This window comes from Mycetohabitans sp. B3 (genome assembly GCF_021498065.1).
In the GTDB taxonomy this organism is placed as follows: Bacteria; Pseudomonadota; Gammaproteobacteria; order Burkholderiales; family Burkholderiaceae; genus Mycetohabitans.
On the sequence record NZ_JAHLKN010000047.1, the window covers coordinates 1 to 3,463 of the forward strand.

The window sequence follows — 3,463 nt, forward strand, 5'->3', positions numbered from 1 at the left end:
CGAGAGCACCACGTTTGCGACGACTTACAAGATCACGTCCGTGCCGGAAACAAACGCCAGCATCCCGATTGGCCGGCCGATTGCGAATACGTGCGTTTATCTGCTCGACGCGCACGGCCAGCCGGTGCCGCTGGGCGCGATCGGTGAGTTGTATATTGGTGGTGCTGGGGTGGCACGCGGTTATCTGAACCGCCCGGCGTTGACCGCCGAGCGCTTTGTGCCGGATCCGTTCTCCGATGAAGCGGGTGCGCGGCTGTATAAGACTGGGGATGTGGCGCGTTATTTACCGGACGGCAATCTGGAGTATTTGGGGCGCAACGATGAGCAAGTGAAGATCCGCGGCTTTCGGATTGAACCGGGCGAGATTGCGGCGTGCCTCATACAACACCCGCAGGTGCGTGATGCGGTGGTGCTGGCAACCGGTGAAGGCTCGGATAAGCGGCTCGTGGCGTATGTGCAAGCCGAAGCGGATGAGCAATTGGCGAGCACACTGCGCGCACAGATGGCGGCGAGGCTGCCCGAGTATATGGTGCCCAGTGCGTTTGTGCGGCTCGATGCGTGGCCGCTGACGCCCAACGGCAAGCTTGATCGGCGTGCATTGCCGGCACCGGATGACGCCGCGCTGGCGCATCAAGCGTATGAAGCGCCGCAAGGCGAGCTCGAGGCGACGCTCGCGGCGATCTGGGCCGAGCTATTGCGAACGTGTCGGTCGGCACGACAGCTTCTTTGCGCTCGGCGGGCACTCGCTGCTGGCGGTGCAGCTCATTGAGCGTCTACGGCGTCAGGGCTTGAGTGTGTCGGTGCGGGCGCTATTTGAGGCACCGACGCTCAGTGCGTTGGCGCAGACGTTGGGTCAGTGCCGTGACGTGGTGGTGCCGCCCAACGCGATCACATCTGACACGACTGCAATTACGCCATCGATGCTGCCGCTCATTGAGCTGACGCAAGCGGACATTGAACAGATTGTCGAGCAGGTGCCCGGTGGCGTAGCCAATATCCAGGACATTTATGCGCTGTCACCGTTGCAAGACGGGCTGCTGTTTCACCATTTGCTGGCCAGTGCAGGCGATCCGTATCTGCTGATGGCGCAGCTGGCCTTTGACACGCGAGCGCGGCTTGACCAGTATCTGCATGCGCTGCAGCAGGTGATCGATCGTCACGATATTTTGCACACCGCGTTCGTGTGGGAAGGGCTGTCCATGCCCGCGCAAGTGGTATGGCGCCACGCACGGCTGCCGGTCACCGAGCTGACGTTAGACGCCGCTGACGGGCCGATCGCCGAGCAATTGGCGCGGCGCTTTGATTCGCGTCACACGCGCTTGGAGCTGACGCAAGCGCCGCTGCTGCACGGTGCGATCGCCCAGGATAGTGAGGGGCGCTGGCTGCTCATGCAGCGGCTGCACCATCTGATCATTGATCACTCGACGATGGAAGTGATGTACGCGGAGGTGCGCGCATTCATCGAGGGGCGAGGCGACACGCTGCCGCCGGCGCAGCCGTTCCGCCATCTGGTCGCGCAAGCAAGGCTTGGCGTGAGCCAAGCCGAACACGAACACTTTTTTAACGAGCTGCTCGCGGATGTAGAGCCGACCCTGCCGTTTGGGCTTGCACAGGTACAGCACGACGGCAGTGAAGTGAGCGAGTCACGCCGGATGCTGCCGCCGGCGTTGAACGATCAACTGCGCGCGCATGCGCGGCGCCTAAGCGTGAGCTTAGCAAGCCTATGTCATCTAGCGTGGGCACAGATGCTCGCCCGCGCGAGTGGCCAACAACGTGTAGTGTTTGGCACGGTGCTATTCGGGCGCATGCAAGCGGGTGAGGGCGCCGATCGTGCGATGGGGCTCTTTATCAATACGCTGCCGCTGCGCGTGGACTTGGATGGCAGTGTGCAGGATAGCGTGCATGCGACGCACGCGCGCCTAGCGGCGCTGTTGGAACATGAGCACGCGTCGCTGGCGCTCGCACAGCGCACTAAAGAGCGGCGTGCCGGCGGACACGCCGCTCTTTAGTGCGCTGCTCAATTACCGGCACAATGCGATGGATTCAAGCGCGCGCAGCGGGCTACCGGGCGTTGAACTGTTGAGCGCTCAGGAGCGCACCAATTATCCGCTAACACTGTCGGTCGACGATTTCGGTCAAGCGCTGGGACTGAGCGCGCAGAGCGTGCTGTCACTGGACCCGGATCGGGTGTGCGCGTATATGCAGCAGGCGCTGCACAGCTTGGCCGACGCGCTCGAGGCGACGCCCGACAACGCAGTGCAGCAGTTGCAGGTGCTGCCTGAGGCCGAGCGCGAGTTGCTGCTTAACACATGGAACGCGACGCAGCAGGCGTATCCGTTGCACTGGTGCGTGCATCAGCTATTCGAAGCGCAGGTCGAGCGCACGCCCGAGGCGACGGCGCTGGTGTTTGAAGACCAAACGTTGAGCTATGCGCAGCTGAACGCACAAGCCAATCGTCTCGCGCACCAGTTGATCGAGTTAGGCGTCAAGCCCGATGCACGCGTGGCGATCTGCATGCAGCGCAGTCCCGCGCTAGTCGTGGGGCTGCTGGCGATTTTGAAGGCTGGGGGCGCGTATGTGCCGCTCGATCCCACCATCCTGCCGGCGTTGCCGGACACGAATCCATCAGTAGCCGCGCTGACGGCCCGGCATCTGGCGTATGTGATTTATACGTCTGGCTCTACCGGCACGCCCAAAGGGGTGATGGTCGAGCATCGGGGCGTGGTAAACCTTGCTCTGGCGCAGATCGCCTGTTTTGGTGTACAGCCAACCAGCCGCATTGTGCAGTTTGCGTCGTTCAGCTTTGATGCGAGTGTATCCGAAATCTTTATGGCCCTTGGCAGCGGTGCAGCGCTATATCTGCCCCCCGAGGCGGCCCGGCAGGATCGGCAGGCTCTGTGGGACTATTTGGCAAGCCATGCGATTACGCACGCGACTTTACCGCCTGCCCTGCTTCAACATGGCGCAGATTTGCCCAGACTTGGTCCGTCCTTGACGCTGATTCTGGCAGGTGAAGCACCCAGTGCAATGTTGGTTCGATACTTGGCCGATCAAGGCACGGTCTTGAATGCCTACGGCCCCACGGAGACAACCGTTTGTGCCACAGCATGGCGTGGTGCACGTGACTTTAACGGTGCGGTCTCGATTGGCCGGCCGACTGCGAACACGCGCATTTATTTGCTCGATAGCTATGGTCAGCCGGTGCCACTGGGCGCGGTCGGCGAGATCTATATTGGTGGTGCCGGGGTCGCACGGGGCTATCTGAACCGCCCAGAGTTGACCGCCGAGCGCTTTGTGCCGGATCCGTTCTCTGATGAAGAGGGTGCGCGGCTGTATAAGACCGGAGATCTGACGCGTTATTTACCGGACGGCAATTTGGAGTATTTGGGGCGCAACGATGAGCAAGTGAAGATCCGCGGCTTTCGGATTGAACCAGGCGAGATCGAAGCGTGCTTAACGGTGC

1 pseudogene is annotated in these 3,463 nt (G+C 61.8%); it reads left to right on the forward strand.

From position 1 onward, the window contains the following. Positions 1-3,463, forward strand: a pseudogene (locus KQH55_RS14575) (amino acid adenylation domain-containing protein); the annotation flags it as partial.